The following is a 22178-nucleotide window of genomic DNA, read 5'->3' as shown; positions in this document are numbered from 1 at the left end:
CGACGTGCTGTGGGCGATGCTGCGTGACAAGAGGCTGTTCACCCCCGTCCCACCGGTCACGCAGGCGGCTTGACACGATCATTGAGATTCTCCTGCAGAAATACGTCTTGGTCCGAGTGCGTGGTGGGTGTACCGCGCTCCCGGGGACCGGATCCTGGTGGGGCGGACGGCCTTGCGGTCTCCGCGTCCCCCGCCTGTGCGGCGCCGGTCCCTCGGTTGCAACCGTGCCGACCAGGCCGGCTGTTCCCGGCTCGGCAGCTCAGCAGGCGTCGGGTCGCCACGCGAACGAGATACAGGCGCGACCCGCACGTCCCACTACCACATGGTGACCGCACGGGCTCGAAGCCCTTGACCACAGGCCTCGGTCCTCAGGTGAGTGACTCCGTGGCATCCGGGGACATGGCCACCACCACCGTCCCCGGTGCGTTCTCCTTGGTGTATCTCGTCTACAACACCATCTCGAACCTGCTCACACAGGACGAGCAGGTCGAGTGCTTCCGCAACGCCGCACGTCACCTGGAGCCCGGTGGCCGATTCGTCATCGAGCTGGGAGTGCCGCCGCTGCGGCTCCTGCCGCCCGGCCAGGCCGCGGTGCCGTTCGACGTCTCCGAGCGGCATCTCGGCTTCGACACCTTCGACGTGGTCGAGCAGATTCTCGTCTCACATCACTTCACCTCCGATAGTGACGACGGCCGCTACCGTCGCGACAACTCCCGACACCGGTACGCCTGGCCGGCAGAGCTCGACTTGATGGCACGGATCGCCGGGCTCGAACTGGAGCGTCGCGTAGCGGACGGGGACGGGGCACCGTTCACCCAGGACTCCGCGAAGCACATCTCCGTGTGGCGTAAGCCTGCCTGAGGCCGGCTGCCGGGACCGTTTCCTGAGCCGTGCTCGGGCCCCCGCGGGTGATGTACCGCTTCGCCGGGGCCCGCACGAGGCGGCAGCAGCGGTCGGCAGCCATGGCCGCTCAGCACCATGTCCGGGCAAGGCGGGAGCGGTCCCAGCCACCCCGTACCGGCGGCATCGCGTGGAGCACCTGGGTGACGTCCTGGCGATCGACGCCGGCCGAGGTCGAGCGAGAGGCATGCCAGGGGGCGTGGGTGCTCAGAGATGCTGCCTGGTGTCCCTCCTGGGGTCGTACGACGGACACACGGCGGCCTCGGTCCATTCCCGCGGGCGCCGCCGGCACGCCGTGCCCGCGGCGAATCCGAACTCTCGATTTCGGGTAACAGCGTTCCGGCCACCGCCCACAACTCGGTAGCGGCACTTTCCACCGGTGGCCCGGCGTCTTCGCAGAGCTGGGTCCGTCGAGCAGCTCAGGCGGCGGGCGCGGGACCGGGCGGAAGATGGACGGTCATGACCAGATGGCAGGTTCCGGTGCCTGCGCCTCGGTAGGTGTGGGAGGCGTCTCCGTCGAAGGTGGCGGTCTGTCCGGCTTCGACGGAGTGCTCGGTGCCGTCGACGACGAGGGTCATCCGGCCGGCGGTGACGGAGACGGTTTCGATGACTCCGGTCTGGTGGGGGTGGCTGGGGTACTCCTCGTCCGGCTCGAGTTTCCAGCGCCAGATCTCGACCGGGGCGGGGCCCGAGGTCGTCAGCATGAGCCGGGCCTCGCTTCCTTGCTCCCCGGTCCACAACGGCATCACGGCGTCGGCGGTCACGACACGGACGCGGTCTTCAGCAGGCCCCTCCAACAGGGCGGAAACGGAGACACCGAGGGTGTCGGCCAACCGGACCAGGGTGGCGAAGTTCGGATTTCCCTGAGCTTTCTCCAGTCCGACCAGGGCGCCCTTGCTGACCTTGGCGCGCCGGCCGAGCTCGTCCAGCGAAAGGCCCGCGCGATTGCGGGCCGTCCTGACGTTGTGCGCGAGCGTCCGCAGGGCTGCGTCCGTCTCGGCCATCCGATCACCATCCTGACAGAGAGACCACTGGAATGCACCGTGCGGTCGGTTGGTTGACACGGGACGGTCGTTCCGTTGTACGGTTCAGTCGTTCCACTGTATAGTAAGGGATGTGCCGTGATCACTCTGCTGCTGGCTCTGGGAAGCTCCCTCGCCTACGGGTGCGCCGACTTCCTCGGCGGCCTCGGCGCCCGTAAGGCCCATGTGCTGCGCACCGTCGTGATCGCGGCCCCCGCCTCGCTCACGGTCGAGCTACTGCTGTGGCCGTTCCTCGGTGCCGCCTTCAGTCCCGGCGCCCTCGGCTGGGGTGCCGCGTCGGGCGTCGCCTCGGCCGCCGCGTTCGCCCTGCTCTACCGCACCCTGGCCATCGGCCCGATGAACGTGCTCTCGCCCGTCACCGCCCTGATCTCAGCCATGCTCCCGGTCGGCGTAGGTCTGCTCCAGGGCGAAGACCTCGGCGCCGCCGGACTGGCCGGGCTGCCGCTCGCGATGACAGCGGTGGTGCTGGTCAGCGCCGGCCATGGCGCCGGGACGGCCCGCCCGTCCCGTGCCGCGCTGCTGCTGGCCCTCGGCGCGGGCGCCGCCATCGCCCTCCAGCTGGTCTTCCTGCACCAGGCGCCGTCCGACAGCGGCGTCGCCCCCCTGATCACCGGCAGAGCCGTCTCGTCGGCCGTCATCCTCGCTGCGGCCGGACTGATGTACCGCAGGCTCGGAGGGCGGAAACCCGCGTACGCGATGTCGGCCGCCGCGGGTGTGCTCGACTCCGTGGCGAACCTGCTGTTCCTGCTTGCCGCTCGCAGCGGGGACCTCGCTGTCGTCGCCGTGATCACCGCCCTCTACCCGGCCGGCACCGTCCTGCTCGCCCGCGGCGTGCTCGCCGAACGCATCCATCGTGGACAGCTCGTCGGCCTGGGGACCGCTGCAGTGGCCGTCAGCCTCCTCGCCCTCACCTGAGGGCTCCAGCCTCACCGCACCCCCGCCTCGTAAGGAGAACAGCATGTTCGCCCAGGCCCGGTGCGCCGGCCCGGACGAAGCCGAATCCGCACCACAGGCCGTACCTCGCGGAACGGGCCCCGCCGGGGTGCGCCGCTACGTGTCCGGGACCGGGAACCGTCGGCCGACTGCCGCCGCTTCCCTGCCGGCGGCCACTTCGGCTTCCCGTCCATGGACGACAGCGGTTTCAGTACTGCTTGCTGTCCACCCGTCAGGTCTCCGTACGACATGGAGCAGAGTCGTTACGACCGCGTTTGCGCGACCCCCATGACCAGACCTCACACGCTGCCGTTCTGCCGGCGCTCACGACGGCGCCGTTCACGTCGCACCCCCGCCCGGGGCGCCCGAGGCTGTTCCGGGCACTCTTGACGAAGACGGCTCTTGCGCTCAGGACGCCTCGCCTCTCGGGGCCAGGTCGGTGTGGCGCCACGCGAGCCGAGGAACCAAGGTGCCGGCCGGCAGGAGGACACGCACCACGATCCGGTGGCCGCCCCGGCCGGGAGGTCTCCGCTCCGACCGGTCCGTCCGTGCCCACGAACAGCCCGGCCGGCCCACCGCGTCCCGCCCGGGCCACGGCGCCGGGCCCCCTCCGCCGAAACGGTTCCTGCTCCCGGAGCCCGAGCGGTTCCGGGAGCGGCGGGCCTGTCGGCCGCCAGGAACCACAGGGTCCGGCAGGCGGGCGCCAGGGCCGGGCTGCGGGGAAGCCGTCCCGCGTTCTCAGGCGCGTGCTCCCGCAGCCGGATAGGGTCTCCCGGTCGAGGTGTGTAGTGTCTGAGCGCGGCAGGAGAGCCCGCGCCCATGGGAGGCCGCTGTGGCGCGTGACCGGTTCGGGCTGGCCGAGGTGCTGGCAGCGGCGGAGGGTGCCGCGCCGGCTGACTCCCTCGATGTCGTGGCACGCAATCTGCGCGGCAGGTTCGGTGCGCGATACGTGTCGTTCCTGTTCGTCGACGTCGTCGGCCGGCGCCTGCTGCGGGTGAGCGACACAGCGGACACGGCGCACGAGCACCGGGCCGAGCGCGTGCCCCTCGGCGACAGCAGCGGATACGACGAGGTCCTGCGCACCCAGAAACTGGTGGAGGCGCCGGAGGAGGAGCAGGGGCGGCGATTGCTCGCCCCCGTCACCAACCGCGGTGACACCATCGGCGTCCTGGAGCTGTTCCTCACCGATGTCACACCGGATGTTCTGAAGGAGGTCGAGGAGGCCGCGCACGCGCTGGCGTACATCATCGTCACCGACCGCCGCTTCACCGACCTCTACCACTGGGGCAACCGCACCACCTCGGTCAGCCTCGCCGCGGAGATCCAGCGCCAGCTCCTGCCCTCCGCCTCCTCCTGCGAAGCCGAGGCGTTCGCCCTCGCCGGCGCCCTGGTCCCGGCGTCCGACATCGCCGGTGACACCTACGACTACAGCCTCGACAACGGCACCCTGCACCTGTCCGTCACCGACGCCATGGGGCACGATGTCGACGCCTCCCTCATGGCCACCCTCCTGGTCAACGCTTCCCGCGGTGCTCGCCGAGCCGGGGTGGACCTTGCCGGCCAGGCCGTTCAGGTCCACCGCGCCCTCCTCGACCACGGCCGACGGACCTTCGCCACAGGCCAGCTGCTGCGCATCGCCCTGGACGGGACCAGTGCCCAGCTCGTGAACGCAGGCCACCCCTGGCCGCTCCGGCTGCGTGACGGCGGTGTCAGCGAGGTGCCGCTGGTGGCGAACATGCCGTTCGGCGTGCCCATGCAGGGCCCGTACCAGGTGCAGGACATCGATCTGCGGCGAGGTGACCGCCTCGTGCTCTACACCGACGGCATGCAGGAACGCGAGGCGGAGACGGTCGATCTGCCGGGCCTGATCAGTGCCACCGCCGCCGAGCACCCGCGCGAGGTCGTGCGCACTCTGGTCGCGGCGGTCGCCGACGCTTACAGCGGTCACCCGCCGAAGGACGACGCCACGGTCCTGTGCCTGGACTGGTACGGCCCTCGCCCCGGACATCGACGGGCGAACACCTGAGCCGTCGCCGGCGACCTGGAGGAGGCCGGCCGCGTCGAACTCACCCTGCCGGAAACCGGCGTCTGCGGTGGCGCCGGACTGTTCTCCGTCCCAGACGCCCCGAACGCCTCGGACGCTCAGCAGGCCGAGTGAAGTGAAGGGCCGCCGTTCCCCGCCCTTCCCGAGCGGCTGCTCCGGTAACGCCCGGGCGTGGTCGTCACGGCTCCGGGCCCGTCCGGACGCCTGACCAGCCGTCCTGCGGCCTCCGGCCGAACCGGTGCCGGCTCGGGGCCGCGAAGCTCATCCCGTCCACGGAGCGGCCCCCGGCGGCGCGGTTCCGGGGTCTCGGCCCCGGGCCGGGTCCGGGACGTCCGTCGCCCCCGGGCGGACGGCCGAGCCGGTACCAGAGGGCGTCCCGTCCTCGACCGCGCTCGGCGCCGTCCGCTCCGCCCCGGCCGAGCCGACGGAAACGCAGCTCCATGATGACCGTAGGCTAAGTCCTGGTCAGCGCATCATCGAGCGGATCTTCAGGAAGGAGCGGGGGAGTCCACCACGCCGGCTTCTCCGGTGCGGTCGAGGGCTCGAGTCCTCCGTGGTCCCCGTAACGGGGTGGCTCCGGCACCTGAGGCACCGACGTCCTGGACACCGGCACAGGGCCGTCTTCGCCGCCTCCGCTCGCGATCCATCAGCAAGGAAGTCCATGCAGGGAGTTCTCACCGGATTCGCGGTGATCGCCGTCGTGATAGGCGTCGGCTACATCCTCGGACGCCGCGGGCATCTGGGAGACGACGGCCGGGCGGTCCTGACCGGGCTCGCCTTCAACGTGGCGACCCCCGCACTGCTCTTCACCACGCTGGCGAGCGCGGACCTGTCGGTCATCTTCTCCCAACGGCTTCTCGTCACCGCGACCGCGACGGCTGCCGCAGCGGCGCTCTTCGTCACCGTAGGACTCCTGCGAGGCTGGGGCACCGGAGAGCTCACCATCGGCGCCCTGTGCTCCAGTTACGTCAATGCCGGCAACCTCGGCATCCCGATCGCCGTCTACGTGCTGGGAGACGCCTCGCTCGTCGCACCCGTTCTGCTCTTCCAGCAGATCGTCGTCACGCCGCTGGCCCTCACCGTCCTCGACCTGAGCCGCCCCGGCGAGCCCCGGCCCCTTTGGCAGCGCCTCACCACTCCGTTCCGTAACCCGATGGCCGTCGGCTCATCGGCAGGCGTCGCCATGGCCGCTACCGGATGGACCATCCCGTCACCGGCTCTCGAACCCCTCACTCTCCTCGGCAACATGTCCGTCCCCGCGGTGCTGCTGGCCTTCGGGCTCTCCCTGCGTGGCAGTGGTATCCCCGCCCGCGGGGACAACCGTCCAGCGATCGCTCTGTCCGCCGCCCTCAAGACGACCGTCCAGCCCTTCATCGCCTGGGGGGTGGGCGCGGGCGTCTTCCACCTGCACGGCGCAGCTCTCCTCGACGTCGTCGTGACCTCGGCACTGCCGGCCGCCCAGAACCTCTACACCTACGCCTCGAAATACCGTGTGGCGGAACAACTCGCCCGGGAATCGATACTGCTGTCCACGATCCTGTCCGTACCGGTCCTGATCACCATCGCCGCTCTTCTGGGATAGGTGACACGCGGATCCCGCACCGGACGGCCCCCACGGCTCCCGTCCGGAGCGGGGCCCCGCCCAGGCGCCCCGGACACCACATGGAGGCGCCCGCAACGACAAGACAGCTTCAGCCGCGCGCGGTCCCGGACACGCCGAGGACTTCCGCGCCTTCGCGAAGCATCCGCTCCTCCCCCCAGTCGCCGAGCGGCCCGAGCGCCTGGTTGAGTGCTGGAGGAGGACCGACGGCCGGGGGCCGCGGGGCCGCTGCGGTCGCGGCAGCGCCGGGGCCGGTCGGAGGACACGGAGTCATGGCCGGCCGGAACGGCCGCCGCGGTGTTCACATCCGGCGGTGCAGCAGGAATGCGAGCAACTCCTCGATCTGACGTGACGCCCGTGGGGCGAGAGGCACGCTCCGCAGGCAGACGCGGGCGGCATCGAGGTGGTGGCCTGCCTCGTCCAGGGTGGCGGTGCGGCCGCCGCACGCTTCCACGAGTGCGGCCGCGCGAACGGCGTCGGCGTCGTCGAGGGCGAGCGGGGACTCCAGAAGAACGGCGAGCTCCCTGGAGTGAAGACCGTCACCGGCGAGGGCGGCCAGCACGGGGTAGGTCTTCTTCTGCTGTCGCAGATCGCTGTGTACGGGTTTGCCCGTCACCGCCGGATCACCCCAGATGCCGAGCAGGTCGTCGACGGCCTGGAAGGCCACTCCGAGGTGGCGCCCGGCACGGTCCAGTGCGGCGACGGTGCGGGCGGGTGCTCCTCCCAGGAGGCCGCCCAGCGCTGCGGCGCAGCCCAGCAGGGTGCCGGTCTTGAGTTCCGCCATGGCGCGGTACTCCTCCGGCCGCACGGCTTCGGGCCCCGTCCAGGGGCGGTCCGCGAACAACAGGTCCTCCGCCTGGCCGCGCACGAGGCCGCTCAGTGTCTCGGAAAGGCGCCCCACAGCCGCGGCCGTGTGCGGTCCCGGTGTCTCGGCGAGCGTCTGTACCGCGAGGGCGAAGAGCGCGTCACCCGCGAGGACTGCGGGCCCGGTGCCGTACGCCTTCCACACGGTCTCCCGCTGCCTCCGGGTCCCGTCCCCGTCCATGATGTCGTCGTGCAGCAGCGAGAAGGTGTGGATCAGCTCGACTGCCACAGCACCCGCCACCGCACTCTCCCCGGGTGCCTCCACGGCCTCGGCACACAGTACGGCGAGGGCCTGGCGCACGCCCTTACCCTCGAAGGACCCGTCAGCGGGTGTGCCGCCGACTTCGCACCAGCCGAGTGAGAACGCGGCCATCTCACCCGTCCAGGGATGGAGCCGCCCTATGGCGGCCACCAAGGAAGGGCGCACCAGGTCGCGACAGCGTGCGAGTACGCGGGGAGCGGTGACCGCGGCCTCCGGGAGACCGGAATCCGGGGGCGCGGCTCCCCCGGAGGGCACGGTGTCCCGAACGGCCGCGGTGGTGCGTACGGTGTCGGCGGAGACGGTCGCGGGGGAGGTCATCGCGTCACCGCCTCCGCCAGGCGGTGACCGGCCCCGGGCAGGGGCCCCACACCCAGTTCCACCGCCGCCTTGTCGACCATGTCCCGGGCGTGCCTCAAACCGATCCGGTCCAGGTCCCGGCGAAGGCCGGCCAGCTCCACGGCTGTCTCCGCCGGGTTCCGTCCGAGCCGTGCCAGCGACTTGGCGAGCCCCAGCCGGGACAGCGCGGCCCCCCGTGGCTCGTTCATCTCCTCGAATTCCGCGAGTGCCTGCGTATAGGTGTCACGGGCCTGCGGGTACTGCCCGGCCCGGTAGTGCACATTGCCCCGCATCTTGTGGTTGTACGCCAGAGCACTGGACAACTTCATGTCGCGGCATACGGATTCGGCCTCGGTGAGCAGCGCCAGCGCGCGCTCCACGTCACCGTCGCGTACGGAGAGCACATCGGCTATGCCGCGCAACGCCCAGGCACGGCCCCGCCAGTCGTCAGCCCGGCCCGCGGTCTCGGCCGCCTCCTCGAACAGGACGAGTGCCTTGTCGTACGCCCCGGTGTTCCGGTGCATCTGGGCGATGCCTTCCAGTGCCCATACGGTGTGCCTGGCCTCCCCGCGCCTGCGGGCCTCCGCGAGCAGTTGTTCGTGCAGCTCGCCGACGGCCTCGTAATCGCCCTGGATGCGCCCGGTCTCCGCGAGCCCGGCGAGCGAGTAACCGCGTACGACCACATCGCCCCCTCGTTCGCCCATCCCGGCCGCGAGCCCGAGCAGCCGGTACGCCAGCGCCAGTGATCCCCGCTGGCGGGCGAGCGTGCCACCGCTCCACAAGGCCCAGGCCATCGCCCCTACGTCATCCGCCGAACGTGCCGCACGGTAACTCGCCTTCCACGCGGCATCGGCCTCCGTCACACGCCCCAGCCGCCGGTACGCCTCGGCGACGGCGAGTCCGCAGCGTGCCATCTCCCCCTGCTCCCCGGCGCGTGTCGCCGCCCGCAGTTCCTCGACACCCTTCGCCAGCACCTCGGTCAGGGAGGAGTTCACCGACAACGAGCCGAGCGCCCCCTGATACTCGGGAGCGAACGCCTTGCTGTCCGGCCGATTCTGCTGAGTCACCCGTGCCACCTGCCCACTGTCTCGCCTGTCTTCAAAACGGTTGTCCCGACGGTTGTCGGCCGCCGTCTGTGATCAAGACGGTATGAGCGGGCAGGGGTTCCACGAATCCCCCTCCGTGTTGATCATGGGTCGTACCTGAGGGCGACACGGGACACCCGGGCTAGTCAACGGGAGGGAGACCGCACCCGGAGCGGAACGGCCGTGCACAGCAGCGGCCTTCGCGTGCTCCCCTGCGTACGGCCGCAGGCGGCCCCCCGGGCCGACGGGCCCGTTGTCCTCCGCACGGGGGAGGGCCGGGCTCGCCACCGTGTAGTACGGCAGGGCCGTCCCCGGACGGCCCTGCCGTCGTCCGCCGCGTGGTCACGGCCCTGCGCAGCACCCGTGAGGGGCACCGGCCGCGGACGAGGTGTCCCCGGTCCCGGCCCGGCGCCGTACGGTGATGCCCTGTGGCTCCGTCATCCCGCGGGCGGGTCCGGTGAGGGCGGCGACGCAGTCGGCGACCGGAGTGACTCCGGTCCTCCTGTCACCGGCCTCGGTCAGTTCTCGATCTGATGCCGCGTCGGGTTGCTGCGCAGCTTGCGCCGTTCCCAGCGGTTGGGGTGGCGAATGATCACGCCCGCCACGCCTCCGGCTCCGCTGAGCCGGATCAGCGGAGTACCCGGGAGCCGGTCGGGAGTGGTCTTGTCCGTCAGACCACCGACACCGGGATCCATGCCGGTGGTGTCCGCGGACCACGCGTCGGGGATGACGATCGTGACTCCGGCCATCTCCCCGTACGCCTCCACCGTGACGTCGGTGAGACGGCACTGGGCCCGGGTGAAGTCGATCTTCACGCCGCCCCAGCCTCCGTGAGCGACCACGTGCCCCGGGACCTCCCAGCGCCCAGGACCTCGGGACGCACCGTTCACGCCGCCCTTGAGTACCAGCGGCGGCCGGCTCCCAGGGGCGTCCGGCCTCGGCAGGTCGGCAGTCAGGACGGCCAACTCGGAGTAGGTCTTGGACTTCAGCGCCTGCTCGAGGCGGGCGTCCAGCTCTTCGAGATCGATCCGTCCCTCGGCTGCCGCATCGCGCAACTGCTCGACCACCGCCTCCCGGTCGTCATGGGAGGCGCGGAGTTCCTTCGAGGCGGCGGGATGCGCGGAGGGCTCCGGAAGCTGAGCAGTCATACCCCGAGGATAAGCGCCCAGCCGGCCGGGGCTCCACCCCGCGATCCGGGGTGCGTCCACCGGCTGCGCCATCCGGTTCGCGCCGTCATCGCCACGAGAGGCGGGGAGTTGTGCCGCAGGGTGTGCCGACCGGCAGCGACATGGGTAAGGTGGCGACGGGCAACCGAAGAAAGCCTTACCTAAGTCATAGGAGTGCCGGTGACCAACCCCTTCGAGGACGAGAACGGCGCCTACCTGGTGCTCGTCAATGACGAGGGACAGCATTCGCTGTGGCCCGCCTTCGCGGAGGTGCCTGCCGGCTGGACCGTGGCACACCCGGAGGACACCCGCCAGGCCTGCATCGAGTACGTCGAGCGGAACTGGACCGACCTGCGGCCCAGGAGCCTGGTACGGAGCATGGAGGCCGGCTCCGCCTGAGCTCTCCCTCCGAGCCGCCCGGCACGGCCGTCGCCGGCGGAGGGGCGCCGGGTGCCGCCACCGCCGGCGCAGATCAGCTCGCGGCTGCGGCGACCCGTACGCGACTGCTGTCGCCGTCGGAGAGGAACGAGGCCAGTTCGCCACCCTGTTCGGCAACGCTGTCGCGCTCGCCCCTGGACAGGCCGCGCAACGGAGTCACCGCCACGGTTCCGGCGTCGACGCGCCAGGTCGCGGCGACCCGGCCGTCGACCAGTACGACGCGCTCACCGGCGACCGAGAGGCCGCGGTGGGCGTCGTCGATGATGCGACCGCGGTCGTGATAGCCGAGGATCGCGTTGTCGAACGCCGGAAGGAACCGCACCGGCACGGGTGTTGCGGGGCCGGGGCGTGGTGCGCCGGGCAGGTCCAGCAGCTCGCGGCCGCGCTCGTCCCGGAAGGAGACCAGTTCTCCGCGCAGCGCCTTCACGGCGGCCGGCAGACCGGCGAGGCCGCACCATGCGCGCAGATCCGCCGAGGCCGCGGGCCCGAAAGCAGTCAGATAGCGGCGTACCAGCGCCTGGCCGACGGGGTCGGTGGTGTCCGGGGACGGCCGATCGATGTTCCGGCCCAGCCAGGAGGAAAGCAGGACGTTGCGCACCCCTGCCTTCGTGCGCCACAACCCTCGAGGCGGAGCCTGCGCCACCGGTACGAGGGCGGCGATCACCATCTCGCCCAGGGCCCTGCGTCCCGGCGCCGGCCAGCGGGCGCTGAGCGTGCTGACGACCTCGGCCGTCGAGCGGGGCTCGCCGTCGGCCATCACCGCCCGCCCCGCCGCCGCGAGTTCGTCGAGATCCGTCCCGTCGAACTCGTGGCGGTGGACGCCGAGCACCCGCTGGCGCAGCATGGCGTCGTGACGGGCCCGCCAGGCCACGGCGTCGTCGGCGGTGACCAGGTGGACGGTGCGCCGCATGAGATGGGTCCGTACCGCGCCGCGCCGGATCAGCAGGTCCGAGAGCGCCGTCGGTTCGAACGCCCGCAACCGCGACCAGAGCCCGACGTACGGCTCCTGGGGCTCCTGCGCCTGGAGACCGCCCAGATGCCCGATGGCGTCGAGCACCGGCATGTCGGCGCGGTCGAGCAGCAACTGCCGGGCGAGCGTGGCGCGGTTGAGTGCCCGGCTGTCGAGAACGGTCATCGCGTCTCCATGGGGCCGGACCACCGGAGGCGGGCCGTATCACCGGTCCGTCCCGGACATGACGTCTTCACTGTGGCCGCGTTCCTTTCCGGATGTGTGTATGTCCGGACCACAGTCGCAGGGGAAGCGGTCAGGATGTGTCCGCTTCCCCGCACGATACTGGTGACATGCCGAAGACCTCAGCCCGACTGCTCTCTCTCCTCTCCCTGCTCCAGGCACGTCGTGACTGGCCGGGGCAGGTACTGGCGGAACGGCTGGAGGTCAGTCCGCGCACCGTGCGCCGTGACGTCGGCCGCCTGCGCGAACTCGGCTACCCCGTGGTGGCCACCAAGGGCCCTGAAGGGGGCTACCGGCTCGGCGCCGGTGCGGAGCTGCCGCCCCTGCTGTTCGACGACGACCAGGCTGTCGCCCTGGCCGTCGCGCTCCGGACCGCGGCCACCACCGGCGCCGGTATCGAGGAAGCCGCCGCACGCGCGCTGAACACCGTTCGGCAGGTCATGCCGGCACGGCTGCGTCACCGTGTCGACGCCATCCACGTCACCACCGTCGAACCCGAGGGGGCACAGCCAAAAGCGCAGGCGGACAGCCGCGTCCTCGTCGCGCTCAGCGCGGCCGTCCACGCCCGCGAGGTGCTGCGCTTCGACTACACCCCCGCCTATTCGGAGGCCGGCGACGGCCTGACCGCGACGACGCCGCGCCGGGTCCAGCCGCACCACCTCGTCACCTGGCGCGGGCGCTGGTATCTCGTCGCCTGGGACCTCGACCGTGACGACTGGCGCACCTTCCGTGCCGACCGGATCGCCCCGCGCACCCCCACGGGGCCCCGCTTCACCCCGCGCGAAGTACCCGGGGGGAACGTGGCCTCCTTCGTGGCCGGCAGATTCCGAGGTTCCGGCGCAGGGGGCGACTGGCCCTGCCGAGGCGAGGTGATCCTCGACCTGCCGGCCCCCGACGTGTCCCGTTACACCCGGGACGGAGTCGTCGAGGCACTCGGCCCGGACCGCTGCAGGCTCGTCCTGGGGGCATGGTCCTGGCCCGGGCTCGCCGCCGCCATCGGCAGGTTCGACGCCGGCATCCACGTCGTGGGACCGGCCGAACTCAGGGACGCCTTCGCGCATCTGTCACGCCGTTACGCCGATGCCGCGGCCGGCGGGCCCCCAGGGCTGTGACCGTGCTTCGCCGGCCCCTCGGCCGCCCTCGCCCGGACGGACCGGCCGCGGAACGCACGAGGCGTTCCTCCGGGCTCCGGAGGAACGCCTTCGAGCCGTACGACTGCCGGGCCGCGGAGCCCGGTCAGGCTTCCTCGGCGGCCGCGGTCCTCGGCACCGGGCCGGCGGTCACGGGCGTCCGCTCGTCGCGCCGTGACCGGTGGGACATCCAGGCGGCGACCAGGGCGCCCGAGATGTTGTGCCATACGGAGAAGACCGCGGCCGGCAGCGCGGCCAGCGGGCTGAAGTGGGCGGTCGCCAGTGAGGCGGCGAGTCCGGAGTTCTGCATGCCGACCTCGAAGGCCATGGCGCGGCTGGCAGGCCGGCCGAGGCCCGAGATCTTGCCCGCGGCGTAGCCGAGCGCGAGTCCGAGGCCGTTGTGCAGCACGACGGCGATCAGCACCGTCACGGCGGCCGACTTGATCGTGCCCGCGCTGCCCGCCACGACGGCGCACACGATCGCGGCGACGGCCAGGGAGGACAGCCAGGGCATGAGCCCCAGCACCCGGTCGACGAGCCTGCCCGCGACCAGCCGCACCACCAGGCCCCCGAGGACAGGGAGCAGCACCGTCTTGAGGATGTCCGTGATCATCGAGCCGGCGTCCACCGGCAGGTACGCACCCGCCAGCAGCAGCGTGAGAGGCGGCGTCACCAGCGGGGCGACCAGGGTGGAGACGGTGGCGACGGAGACCGACAGCGCGACGTCACCACGGGCCAGGAAGGTCACCACGTTCGATGCCGTGCCGCTCGGCGCACAGCCGACCAGGATGAGTCCGGCCGCCAGCTGAGGAGGCAGCCCGAGCAGATGGGCGATGGCCCAGCCGAGGCCCGGCATGATCACATAATGCGCGACCAGACCGATCGCGACGGCCCACGGACGCTTCGCCACGCCCTTGAAGTCGAGCGGGGTCATCGTCAGCCCCATGCAGAACATGACGATTCCCAGCAGGTACGGAACCGATCCCGTCCAGCCCTCGAACGTACCGGGTGTGACGAGCCCGGTTACGCCTGCCACGAGCACGAGGACGGGGAACACCGTGACGGCGCGCCTCGCCACCTTGTCGCCGGAGGCCGGCTGATCAGGGGTTATCTGTTCGGTTTGCACAGGCGCGATGCAACGCCGCAGCGTGCGCCACCGCAAGCGCGTCTCGCTATATGGACAAAATGTCCAGGATTCGTTCGTCTGAAGTCCGCGGCCCGCCACGCCTGCAGACGTGGCTCACGCCCTTGCCGGCGGCTCCGCGGCCAGCGGTCGTGGCCCGACGGGACGATCACTCCGGGCCCGCCCCAGGGCGGCCTCCGGTCCGCCACGGAACCGGGCACAGACGGTTCCGCGGGCTCGTCGAGCGGCGGCGATTCGGGCGGATGCGCACCATGAGCGCCGACTCGCGCCGGCGCCGCCGGCCGGCGGAGAGGTGCTGGACCTGCTCGTCCAGGTCCGCCCCGCTCGTCAGACCCGGCGAACCGGGCGGCACGGCTTCCACCTGATCGGCGCCGAGCGCCTGGCCGTAGGAGTCCCGGGCGGCGCACTCGGGCCGGCCGGACACGGTGTCCTGGGCCGGCAGCCACACCGGGACCCCGCCCTGGTGATGCTGGCCGCGTCCGGTTCGTCGGCTCGGCCGGCAGGCGGGACGGCGTCGGATTGCCGACGCCGTTCTCCCCGGTCGGTCCGGCGTGGTGGCCGGGGGACGCGGTGAGGGGGAAGCCGCCGGCCACCCGCCCGGCGCCGAGGGGGCGAACGACCTCGCGTGCGAGCAGGGCTGCGGGTGCGTCGGGCATCGGAGTGACCTCGTGCGACACACGGGCGGGGACGGACTTCTGCCCCGGCGGACATGGGAACAGGAACGGCGCAGCGCCTCGCGGCAACGGCACTGTCCCGCACCGGCCGACGAGCGGTCATGTCCGGGTGTCACCCGCAGATGCCGTCGTCCCCCGGCATGTCCTGCCTCCCCGTCGAGAGGCCGATGTCCAGGACGACCCCGGCAACGGAGGTGGCCCCCCGTGCGGAAGGCCGTGTTCACGGGCAGTGCGGGGGAGGACCGCAAGGGCGCCGGGCCCTTCCCCGGCCGCAAGAGACCCGGGCCCGCCAGGAGCCCTGCCGGTTACGCCACCTGGTGGGGTCCCGGGGATGCGGAAGGCCGTGCTTACGGGCAGCGTGGGGGAGTGCCGCAGCTGCTGAGAACCCGGTGGATCCCCGTAGGCCTCATCGTGCTGGCCGTGGTGGTCGACCTGGTCACCCCGCACGATGTGACGTCCGCGCCGCTTCTCATGGCGGTGCCCGTCGCCGCCGCGCCGCTCTTCGGGGTCCGGGGGATCATCGGCGTCGGCCTCACGGCGATGGTCGTCCACGCGTTCCTCGCGCGGCTCGACGGGACCTTCGGCTGGCGCGCCGGCGTGGCCAGTCAGATCACCCTGGCGGCCGCCACCGCGCTCGCCGTCCTGATCCATCGCACGCTGCGCGGGCAGGACGCCCGCGCGCGGCGGGCGCAGCACGTCGCGGCAGTCGCCCAGCAGGCCGTGCTGCCCAGACCCCCCTCACGCCTCGGGGACCTCCACATCGACGCGCGTTACGTGCCGGCCGAGAGGGAAGCCCTGATCGGCGGAGACCTGTACGTCGTGCAGAGCACCCCGTACGGAATCCGGATGATGGTGGGTGACGTACGGGGCAAGGGGCTCGGAGCGGTCAGTGCCGTCAGTGCCGACCTGGGCGCCTTCCGGTACGCGGCGGACGAGTCCGAGGATCTCCCTCAACTGGTGGCCCGGCTGGAGAGGGCCCTTCTGCGCGAAGGCGGCCGACGTGGCGGACAGCAGCAGGAGGAGGGCTTCACCACGGCTCTCATCGCGGAATTCTCCACGGACCTGGAAACCGTACGCCTGGTCAACCGGGGCCACCCGCCCCCCGTGCTCCTCGACGTGCAGGGCCGTGCCACTCTTCTCGAGGCGTCCGAGGAGGCACCCCCGCTGGGCGTGAGTGACCTGGGCGCGTGGTCCTCCCCGGTCGACAGCTTCCCCTTCCCCGCAGGTTCCACCCTGCTCTGCTTCACGGACGGTGTCACCGAGTCCCGCGACGCCACCGGACGCTTCTACGATCCCGTGACCCGTCTGCCGCTCGTGCTCGGCAGACGGGCGCGCTCCGGCGTGCGCCTCACGCCGGGGCAGATCCTGGACACGCTGATCCAGGACGTCCGGCGCCACGCCGGCGGCCGGCCGCAGGACGATCAGGCCATGCTGGCCCTGCATCGCGCCCGTACGCGATCCGGCCCGTGACAGGCAGGCGCGACGCGCGTTCCCGGGGGCGTGATCGAGCCCGGGGAGGGCGTGCTGCACGCGGTGGCACGGGAACTCCTGGAGGAAACCGGCGTCCGAGCGCCGCCCTCGCCCGGCGACGGCCGGGTGAGGCGCGTCTCACCCGGCCGTCGCCGCTTGCTATGCAACCAGTTGCATAGCACGATCGGGTCATGGCCCTCGAACACGCGATCCTCGTCTCCCTGCTGGAGCAACCGGGCTCAGGTTATGAGCTCGCCCGGCGGTTCGAGCGGTCCATCGGTTACTTCTGGACCGCCACCCACCAGCAGATCTACCGCGTCCTCAAGCGCATGGAGAGCGACGGCCTGCTCGACGTCCGAGACGTGCCGCAGGAGCGCAGGCCGGACAAGAAGGAGTACTCCGTCGCCGCCCCCGGGCGTGCCGCCCTCTCCGCCTGGCTGCACGAACCGATCGAACCCGAGAGCCTGCGCCACGATCTCGCCGTGAAGATCCGTGGCGCGGCTTTCGACGACCCCGCCGCGCTGCTCCTCGAGGTCGAGCGGCACCACCGGGTGCACAGTGACCGGCTCGCGCACTACCTCGCCGGGGAACAGCGTGATTTCACCGGGCCCGGTGCCCCCGCACCGCTCGACACGGGCCAGGAACTGCAGCACGTCGTACTGCGCGGCGGCATCGCGTACGAACGCATGACGGTCGCCTGGCTCGACGACGTACTCGCGACCCTTCACAGGCTCGGCGCGGCCGGCCCGCGAATCTGAAGCATCCCGAATCCCCTGCCCGACCCCTCGGAAGGCGTATCACCATGGCAGACCCGCTGCTGTTCAACCCGCGTGCCTACGACCCGGCGCACTTCGACCCCGAGACCCGCAGACTGCTGCGTGCCACCATCGACTGGTTCGAGGACCGCGGCAAGCGCCGGCTCATCGAGGACTACCGGTCCCGCGCCTGGCTGGGGGAATTCCTCGAGTTCGCCGCGAAGGAAGGCCTGTTCGCCACCTTCCTCACTCCCGCCTCCGCCGCGCAGCGGGAGGACCAGCGCTGGGACACCGCCCGGATCGCCGCGCTCAACGAGGTCTTCGGGTTCTACGGGCTCGACTACTGGTACGCCTGGCAGGTGACCATCCTCGGTCTGGGACCGGTCTGGCAGAGCGGCAACGCCGCCGCCCGCAGCCGCGCGGCGGACCTCCTCTCCCAGGGCGAGGTGTTCGCCTTCGGTCTGTCGGAGAAGGCGCACGGCGCCGACATCTACTCCACCGACATGCTTCTGGAACCGGACGGGGAGGGCGGCTTCCAGGCCACCGGTTCCAAGTACTACATAGGCAACGGCAACGCAGCCGGTCTCGTCTCCGTCTTCGGCCGCCGCACCGACGTCGAAGGCCCGGACGGCTACGTCTTCTTCGCGGCCGACAGCCGCCACCCCGCCTACCACCTGGTGAAGAACGTCGTCGACTCCTCCAAGTACGTCAGCGAGTTCCGCCTCGAGGGTTATCCGGTCGGCCCGGACGACGTCCTGCACACCGGCCGCGCCGCCTTCGACGCCGCCCTCAACACCGTCAACGTGGGCAAGTTCAACCTCTGCACAGCCTCGATCGGCATCTGCGAGCACGCGATGTACGAGGCGGTCACCCACGCGCACAACCGCATCCTCTACGGCCGCCCCGTGACGGCCTTCCCGCACGTCCGCCGTGAGCTGGCCGACGCCTACGTCCGGCTCGTCGGCATGAAGCTGTTCAGCGACCGCGCCGTCGACTACTTCCGCTCGGCCGGGCCCGACGACCGGCGGTACCTGCTGTTCAACCCGATGACGAAGATGAAGGTGACCACGGAGGGCGAGAAGGTCATCGACCTGATGTGGGACGTCATCGCAGCAAAGGGCTTCGAGAAGGACACGTACTTCGCCCAGGCCGCCGCCGAGATCCGAAGCCTGCCCAAGCTGGAGGGCACGGTGCACGTCAACCTCGCTCTCATCCTGAAGTTCATGCGCAACCACCTGCTGGACCCGGCCGGATACGAGCCCGTGACCACACGCCTGGACGCCGCCGACGACACGTTCCTCTTCCAGCAGGGCCCCGCCCGCGGTCTCGGCTCCGTACGCTTCCACGACTGGCGGCCCGCCTACGACGCGTACGCCGCGGTGCCCAATGTCGCGCGCTTCCGGGAACAGGCGGACGCGCTGTGCCGCTTCGTGACCGACTCCGCCCCCGACGAGCAGCAGAGCCGCGATCTCGACTTCCTGCTGTCCGTCGGCCAGCTCTTCGCACTGGTGGTCCACGGCCAGCTGATCCTGGAGCAGGCCCGGCTGACGGGCCTGGACGAGGACGTGCTCGACGAGCTGTTCTCCGTGCTCGTCCGTGACTTCTCCGCGCACGCCGTCGAGCTGCACGGCAAGGACTCCGCGACCGGGGAACAGCAGCGCTGGGCCCTCGCCGCGGTACGGCGTCCTGTCGTCGACGACACCCGCTCGGCGCGGGTCTGGGAGCGCGTCGAGGCGCTGTCCGGGGCGTACGAAATGGCTCGGTGATCCCGGCCGGCAACCAGGCCCGTCCGGCCTGCATCGCCCGCGCACCCCGGGGCATATGGAAGTTCCGGCGGCCGGATCGGGCCGGCTGCCAGGGAGGAGACGACCATGGACACGGTCTGGACAGGCCCTGCACAGCTGGACGACGACGTGATCGGATACGGCGTGGAAGCACCGGACGGGAGCGTGGGCACCGTCATCAGGCTCTCGCCCGTGCCGGGCTTCGACCATCTGGTGATCGACGCGGGGGTCTGGAAGTTCGGGAGAAGCGTCGCCGTGCCCGCCGGCATGGTGACCGCCGTCGACGGCACCGAACGGGTGATCAGGGTCAGGTGCACCAAGGAGCAGATCAAGGACGCTCCGCGCTTCGAGCGTGATCAGGACACCGGCGACCTTTTCTACCTGCGGAAGCTCGGCGCGTACTACGAATCGCTGACCGCCGTCCCCGAATGAGCGTGGGGACCGGCGCCACCGGGGTCCGCCGGTGGCGCCGGACCGCTCTCCGGCGCGGGGCCACGCCTGCCGGGAGAGGGGCACCGGGCACCGGCAAGGACCGGAGCCCTCGCGAAGATCCCGTCGGACAGCGTGGTGAGCCGTGGTCCCGTTCCTCCCGGGGCCCGGACGCCGCCCACAGACGGATCAGCCCGGCGCCGGAGCGGCACCGGGCCGGATCGGACCGACGGCGGGCAGGCGGACGGCCCGGCGCCGGCTTCTCTTCCCCATGGCCGCTCAGGCGGTCTGGAGGCTGCCCTCCTGCTGCTTACCGGTGGGCCGGCGAAGGGCGGGAGAGACCGTGGCACGCATACCGAGCATGGTGTCGGCGACATGGAGGGCCTGCGGGACGGCCTGGGTGCCGGTCATCACGCACAGTGTGTAGGCGGCGTCCTCCACGGCCCGGGCGGTCGCGTCCGTGGAGCAGCGCGCGTCCTCGATCCGTGCGTCGGCGTAGCGGGCCAGGGCCACTCTCAGGTCCTGAGGACTGGGGGTCAGCACAGCGGGTTCTCCTCTGAATTCGATCCACGTCCGGTGCGGCGCGCCGGGACACAGGGCCGGTGCCGGGCCGGCCGGGCGAAGTGGGTCCACATGCCGTCATGTGATCCGGCGTCACGCGTCTACCCCCTCGCGAGCGGGGTACACACCCGTCCGCGTGTGCGCCGACGGTTGCCGGTTCCGGCGTTCTACCGTTCACCGATGCGAGCTGTCCCCTGGTGGGCCCTCTTCTCCTCGGTGTCCGCGCCGGTCCTTCTCATCGGCGGCTGGGCGGTCTCGGCCGAGCTCCAGGGATCCGGTTACGATCCCGCGTCGAAGACGATCAGCGTCCTCGCCTCCGACGGCGCCGGAGGGTACTGGGTCATGACATCGGCCCTGCTCGCCCTCGGAGCCTGCCATGTGATCACCGCGTACGGACTGCGACCCGCCGCGCCGGTCGGACGGGCGGCGCTCGCCGGAGGCGGACTCTCGGCGATGCTGCTGGCCCTGTTCCCGGCGCCCAGCAGCGGTGGCTCGTTCGCCCACGGTGTGGTCGTGGCCGTGGGGTTCTCCCTGCTGGCGGTATGGCCGGTCCTGGCCGTGCGACGCGGCGCCTCGGAGCCGCGGGACGCACCGGGACCGCGCGCAGCCGGCGGGCCGCGTGCGGCGGATCCCCCGTGGGGGCTGCGGCCGGGACCGTCCCTCGCGGCCGCCGCGCTGATGTGGCTCGGCGGGGCCTGGTTCCTCCTCGCCCTGTTCGTGCTCGACACCGCGGGAGCGGCGGAGCGGGTCCTCACGTTCGCGCAGTCCCTCTGGCCACTCCTCGTGGTCCTCTCCTGCACCCGGGGCGCAGGCCGGACGGCGTGAGCGCCGGGTCTGCCCGCCGGTCCCGGGCAGGCCCGGTGGGTGCCCCGCCGTCAGGGGCGCGGCCCGATCGGCAGGCCACCGTCGCGGACCACGATCGCCGACGCGGGGCACGAGTCCGCGGCGTCGAGCGCGCGCTCGTCAGGAGTTATCCGCTCACGGACAGGCTTCGCCCGGTCCTCGTCGTCCAGCGTGTACAGATCGGACGCCATCGCCGCACACATGCCCGACCCCATGCACAGATCACGGTCCACCTCGGTCGTCCACGACACGGCTCTCACCACCCGACCGGCATCGTGCGCGGACCCCGCACGAGCATCTCGTTCTTCCATTCCACCTCTCCCGCCACGTGCAGTGCCGGGAAGCGCACGAGCAGTGCCTCCAGCGCCTCCTGCAGCTCCAGCCTGGCGAGCGGTGCCCCGAGACAGTGATGGACCCCGTGCCCGAAACCCAGATGCTGGACGCCGGTCCGGGTGACGTCGAGCCGGCCCGCCGCCTCGAACTTCAGGGCGTCGCGGTTGGCGGCCCCCACCGCGACGAGCACGGGCTCACCGGCTCGGACCAGCGTGCCACCGACCTCCACGTCCTCGGTCGCGTACCGGGGAAAGCCGGCGCCGCTGCCGAGCGGCACGAACCGCAGCAGCTCCTCGACCGCCCCGCGGATCAGCTCGGGGCGCTCCCGCAGCAGTCGCAGCTGATCAGGGTGGTCGAGCAGTGCGTACACGAAGTTCGGGATCTGGGTGGCGGTGGTCTCATGACCGGCTACGAGGATGCCGACACAGAGATCGACCAGTTCCAGTTCGCTGAGACGGTCCCCGGTGTCACGGGCTTCGATCAGCCCCGTCATCAGATCCGGACGGGGACTGCGCCGGTGCTCCTCGATCAGCGAGCCCATATAGGCGCGCAGCTCCTCACGGCTTCGCAGGAACTCCTCGGCCGTCAGGGAACTGGTGGAGAGAGCGGCGTCGCTCCAGACCCGGAACTTCGGACGGTCCTCCTCCGGTACACCGAGCATGCGGCAGATCACCGCGACGGGGATCGGCAGCGCGTAGTGCTCCACCAGGTCGGCCGGCTGTCCCTGGGCCTCCCATTCGTCCAGCAGACCGTGGGCCAGCTCCCGCACCCAGGGGCGCAGCTTCTCCACCTGGTGCACGGTGAACGCCTTCGCCACCAGGGTGCGCAGCCGGGTGTGCTCCGGAGGGTCCATGCTCAGGATGCCGCTGTCCCGCTGCCCGTCCGACTGGCGCGGTTCGTCGTGGCGGAGGGCTTCCGCCCGGCTGAAGCGGCGGTCGCCGAGCACCAGGCGCGCGTCGGCGTACCGGGTGGCCAGCCACGCGGGTTCCCCGTACGCCAGGCGTACGCGCATGAGCCCGGGCCGCTCCAGGGCTTCCTGGTAGGCGTCCGCCAGTCCCAGCCCGGCCGACTCGTTGAACGGATAGGGAACGGGGGTTTGTTCTGCCGTGGCCGTCATCGTGTGGCCTCCCTGCTTCTCGGCTCTGTCAGTGGAAATTCGAGAATCAGGTTCCGGCGTGGAAGTGGTCAACAG

20 protein-coding genes and 2 pseudogenes are annotated in these 22178 nt (G+C 71.5%); 12 read left to right on the top strand and 10 right to left on the bottom strand.

What is annotated here, in order from left to right; genetic code table 11:
* Positions 1-384: 384 nt before the first annotated feature.
* A pseudogene (locus ACF1FZ_RS16185) lies at positions 385-861 on the top strand (SAM-dependent methyltransferase); the annotation flags it as partial.
* A 458-nt stretch (positions 862-1319) separates the two neighbouring features.
* Here the strand turns inward: ACF1FZ_RS16185 and ACF1FZ_RS16180 are convergent.
* Positions 1320-1904 (bottom strand): helix-turn-helix domain-containing protein, encoded by a 585-nt coding sequence (locus ACF1FZ_RS16180; protein ID WP_391774020.1) that lies wholly within the window; start codon positions 1902-1904, stop codon positions 1320-1322.
* 117 nt (positions 1905-2021) lie between these two features.
* On the opposite strand from ACF1FZ_RS16180, the gene ACF1FZ_RS16175 reads away from it, so the two are divergent.
* From ACF1FZ_RS16175 to ACF1FZ_RS16165, 3 genes are all read left to right on the top strand, one after another.
* Positions 2022-2858 carry an EamA family transporter gene (locus tag ACF1FZ_RS16175; RefSeq protein WP_391774019.1) on the top strand — a complete coding sequence of 279 codons (837 nt, stop codon included), beginning with the start codon at positions 2022-2024 and terminating at the stop codon, positions 2856-2858.
* An 850-nt stretch (positions 2859-3708) separates the two neighbouring features.
* Complete coding sequence (locus tag ACF1FZ_RS16170) at positions 3709-4902, top strand: PP2C family protein-serine/threonine phosphatase (protein WP_391774018.1); 1194 nt, start codon at positions 3709-3711, stop codon at positions 4900-4902.
* 679 nt (positions 4903-5581) lie between these two features.
* Positions 5582-6502, top strand: a complete 921-nt coding sequence (locus ACF1FZ_RS16165; protein WP_391774017.1) for an AEC family transporter — start codon at positions 5582-5584, stop codon at positions 6500-6502.
* 319 nt (positions 6503-6821) lie between these two features.
* Here ACF1FZ_RS16165 and ACF1FZ_RS16160 read toward each other — a convergent pair whose 3' ends face one another.
* The 3 genes from ACF1FZ_RS16160 to ACF1FZ_RS16150 all read right to left on the bottom strand — a co-directional run bounded on the left by ACF1FZ_RS16160 (position 6822) and on the right by ACF1FZ_RS16150 (position 10215).
* The gene (locus tag ACF1FZ_RS16160; protein ID WP_391774016.1) at positions 6822-7964 is read right to left on the bottom strand and encodes a polyprenyl synthetase family protein; all 1143 of its coding nucleotides are present in this window, start codon (positions 7962-7964) and stop codon (positions 6822-6824) included.
* Positions 7961-9049, bottom strand: a complete 1089-nt coding sequence (locus ACF1FZ_RS16155; protein ID WP_391774015.1) for a tetratricopeptide repeat protein — start codon at positions 9047-9049, stop codon at positions 7961-7963. Before ACF1FZ_RS16155 ends, ACF1FZ_RS16160 begins: the two co-directional genes overlap by 4 nt.
* 536 nt (positions 9050-9585) lie before the next feature.
* Positions 9586-10215, bottom strand: coding sequence for a DUF1707 domain-containing protein (locus tag ACF1FZ_RS16150; RefSeq protein ID WP_391774014.1), 630 nt, complete (start codon positions 10213-10215; stop codon positions 9586-9588).
* A 198-nt stretch (positions 10216-10413) separates the two neighbouring features.
* Here ACF1FZ_RS16150 and ACF1FZ_RS16145 point away from each other — a divergent pair, with 198 nt between their 5' ends.
* Complete coding sequence (locus ACF1FZ_RS16145) at positions 10414-10632, top strand: MbtH family protein (protein ID WP_391774013.1); 219 nt, start codon at positions 10414-10416, stop codon at positions 10630-10632.
* Positions 10633-10705: 73 nt separating this feature from the next.
* Here ACF1FZ_RS16145 and ACF1FZ_RS16140 read toward each other — a convergent pair whose 3' ends face one another.
* Positions 10706-11806, bottom strand: a complete 1101-nt coding sequence (locus ACF1FZ_RS16140) for a winged helix DNA-binding domain-containing protein (protein WP_391774012.1) — start codon at positions 11804-11806, stop codon at positions 10706-10708.
* Between the two features lie 167 nt (positions 11807-11973).
* Between ACF1FZ_RS16140 and ACF1FZ_RS16135 the strand changes: the two genes are divergently transcribed.
* Positions 11974-12975 (top strand): helix-turn-helix transcriptional regulator, encoded by a 1002-nt coding sequence (locus tag ACF1FZ_RS16135; RefSeq protein WP_391774011.1) that lies wholly within the window; start codon positions 11974-11976, stop codon positions 12973-12975.
* A 124-nt stretch (positions 12976-13099) separates the two neighbouring features.
* Here ACF1FZ_RS16135 and ACF1FZ_RS16130 read toward each other — a convergent pair whose 3' ends face one another.
* Positions 13100-14119 (bottom strand): bile acid:sodium symporter family protein, encoded by a 1020-nt coding sequence (locus ACF1FZ_RS16130; protein ID WP_391774010.1) that lies wholly within the window; start codon positions 14117-14119, stop codon positions 13100-13102.
* A gap of 166 nt (positions 14120-14285) precedes the next feature.
* The gene (locus tag ACF1FZ_RS16125) at positions 14286-14561 is read right to left on the bottom strand and encodes a hypothetical protein (protein WP_391774009.1); all 276 of its coding nucleotides are present in this window, start codon (positions 14559-14561) and stop codon (positions 14286-14288) included.
* A 616-nt stretch (positions 14562-15177) separates the two neighbouring features.
* Between ACF1FZ_RS16125 and ACF1FZ_RS16120 the strand changes: the two genes are divergently transcribed.
* The 5 genes and pseudogenes from ACF1FZ_RS16120 to ACF1FZ_RS16100 all read left to right on the top strand — a co-directional run bounded on the left by ACF1FZ_RS16120 (position 15178) and on the right by ACF1FZ_RS16100 (position 19252).
* Entirely contained in the window at positions 15178-16281 is a 1104-nt protein-coding gene (locus ACF1FZ_RS16120; RefSeq protein WP_391774031.1) for a PP2C family protein-serine/threonine phosphatase, read from the top strand.
* 30 nt (positions 16282-16311) lie between these two features.
* Positions 16312-16371: pseudogene (locus ACF1FZ_RS16115) on the top strand (NUDIX hydrolase); the annotation flags it as partial.
* A gap of 101 nt (positions 16372-16472) precedes the next feature.
* Positions 16473-17039: a PadR family transcriptional regulator gene (locus ACF1FZ_RS16110; RefSeq protein WP_391774008.1), complete on the top strand. Its 567-nt coding sequence runs from the start codon at positions 16473-16475 to the stop codon at positions 17037-17039.
* A gap of 44 nt (positions 17040-17083) precedes the next feature.
* On the top strand, positions 17084-18802 hold the full coding sequence (locus ACF1FZ_RS16105) for an acyl-CoA dehydrogenase family protein (protein ID WP_391774007.1): 1719 nt from the start codon (positions 17084-17086) through the stop codon (positions 18800-18802).
* Positions 18803-18907: 105 nt separating this feature from the next.
* Positions 18908-19252 (top strand): hypothetical protein, encoded by a 345-nt coding sequence (locus ACF1FZ_RS16100; protein WP_391774006.1) that lies wholly within the window; start codon positions 18908-18910, stop codon positions 19250-19252.
* Positions 19253-19528: 276 nt separating this feature from the next.
* Here ACF1FZ_RS16100 and ACF1FZ_RS16095 read toward each other — a convergent pair whose 3' ends face one another.
* Positions 19529-19792 (bottom strand): DUF5133 domain-containing protein, encoded by a 264-nt coding sequence (locus ACF1FZ_RS16095; protein ID WP_391774005.1) that lies wholly within the window; start codon positions 19790-19792, stop codon positions 19529-19531.
* 198 nt (positions 19793-19990) lie between these two features.
* Between ACF1FZ_RS16095 and ACF1FZ_RS16090 the strand changes: the two genes are divergently transcribed.
* Positions 19991-20635 carry a DUF998 domain-containing protein gene (locus tag ACF1FZ_RS16090; protein ID WP_391774004.1) on the top strand — a complete coding sequence of 215 codons (645 nt, stop codon included), beginning with the start codon at positions 19991-19993 and terminating at the stop codon, positions 20633-20635.
* 50 nt (positions 20636-20685) lie between these two features.
* Here ACF1FZ_RS16090 and ACF1FZ_RS16085 read toward each other — a convergent pair whose 3' ends face one another.
* Complete coding sequence (locus ACF1FZ_RS16085) at positions 20686-20913, bottom strand: ferredoxin (protein ID WP_391774030.1); 228 nt, start codon at positions 20911-20913, stop codon at positions 20686-20688.
* Positions 20910-22103: a cytochrome P450 gene (locus ACF1FZ_RS16080; protein WP_391774003.1), complete on the bottom strand. Its 1194-nt coding sequence runs from the start codon at positions 22101-22103 to the stop codon at positions 20910-20912. Before ACF1FZ_RS16080 ends, ACF1FZ_RS16085 begins: the two co-directional genes overlap by 4 nt.
* Positions 22104-22178 lie beyond the last annotated feature (75 nt).

Origin of the sequence: Streptomyces sp. NPDC014623 (assembly GCF_043088245.1) — a bacterium.
Lineage (GTDB): Bacteria > Actinomycetota > Actinomycetes > Streptomycetales > Streptomycetaceae > Streptomyces.
This window is presented reverse-complemented; position numbering and strand designations above follow the sequence as displayed.